The organism is Aliterella sp. E5.1 (assembly GCF_057473825.1).
Map to the genome: position 1 here is coordinate 1 of NZ_JBYCCV010000453.1, position 1,225 is coordinate 1,225.

At 42.6% G+C, this 1,225-nt stretch carries 2 protein-coding genes and 1 pseudogene; all 3 read right to left on the reverse strand.

Going from position 1 to position 1,225, the window contains the following annotated elements:
* Positions 1–160, reverse strand: a 160-nt coding sequence (locus tag AC2VE5_RS28165; protein WP_486890802.1) for a PIN domain-containing protein, incomplete at its 3' end; no start/stop codon positions are given.
* Positions 160–399, reverse strand: coding sequence for a hypothetical protein (locus AC2VE5_RS28170; RefSeq protein ID WP_486890800.1), 240 nt, complete (start codon positions 397–399; stop codon positions 160–162). The genes AC2VE5_RS28170 and AC2VE5_RS28165, both read right to left, overlap by 1 nt.
* A gap of 227 nt (positions 400–626) precedes the next feature.
* A pseudogene (locus AC2VE5_RS28175) lies at positions 627–1,225 on the reverse strand (J domain-containing protein); the annotation flags it as partial.

Consider the following 1,225-nt stretch of genomic DNA (forward strand, 5'->3'; position numbering starts at 1 on the left):
GGGCGCGTTGAGGATTGAGTGCCAAACCGTAGCGCAACTCCATGACTGTAATGCTAGAAACGGCAATATCGTTAGGTGGCGTTTGCTTGAGCCTGATCTGAGTTCCAGGTTCACCTTTAACGAAGTCGCTGATGACGCAGGTATCGAGTAAATACCGCATCAAAATAATTCTGGTTCACAAGGCAGGAGGAGGTCATCACGGTAGGACTCAAAAGCAGGGAAGTCAGATCCGCTATAGGAGAGGACAATATCCGGCCACTGAGAGACTGTGCCATGAGGTTTTTGGCTTAACTGACGTAATGCTTGAAGGACAAGTGTTTGGAGCGGAACATTCGCTTGGGCCGCTTGACGGATGAGGTCTTGTTCAAGGTCTGGAGGTAGATCAATTGTAATTTGCATTAAACTTCTCCATTCGCTATCGCAAAGCTGCATTTAGCAAATACGTACATACTACATTGACAGATGAGAATAGCTTTTCAGCTTGTTCATCAAGATGTATTTAAAAAATATGAGAGATAAAAATGCTAGACCTTGACGGATTTATCTCAAAATCCCTTTTAAAACCTTACTAAAAGGGTCGAAAATTAGCAATTCTAGGTACGTCAGTTTGCCAGCTATCTGCCGACTCAAAACTCATTTTCCGAAATTTTATGGGTTTGCATGTTACCACCACGTACTTTGTAAAGGGTCAATGTAATTTGACTGAACTGGACTCCTCCTAGAGTTTCAACTTCTTCAAGATTAAACTGATCTGTGCGAAAAAACTCTCCAGAATTAAGGTCGCGATACCTGACATCGTAATTGCCAGCCCTAACGTTTTCAACTGTGAATGTCTCGCGAGCGCGAATAAAAAATACTCTTACTGGGGCTGGAGGGTTAGTGTTTAATGTAAATAGCTTCCCAAATATATCTGATTCATTTTGTGAGTTGTCAATAGTTACAGTTGAGTAGCCATTTGTTGACTGAACCGGATAACCGTCAATGTAGCCTGATACAGCAGGAAATGGAATACCGTTATCCGCACTAGTTGGACGAACATACTCAGGCTTGGATGACAATGCTGGTGATGTACTATCGGCAGTTTGGCTAGACGATACAATTGGTGCAGTCTCAGTCGCAACATGATAGAAAAACCCCACTGCAAGAGCAGCAACAGCACCTAAAATTCCGCTCTGTAAGTAAAAGGGTCGATTCAGAATTGACCAAACATTCTTCAATCGTTTAA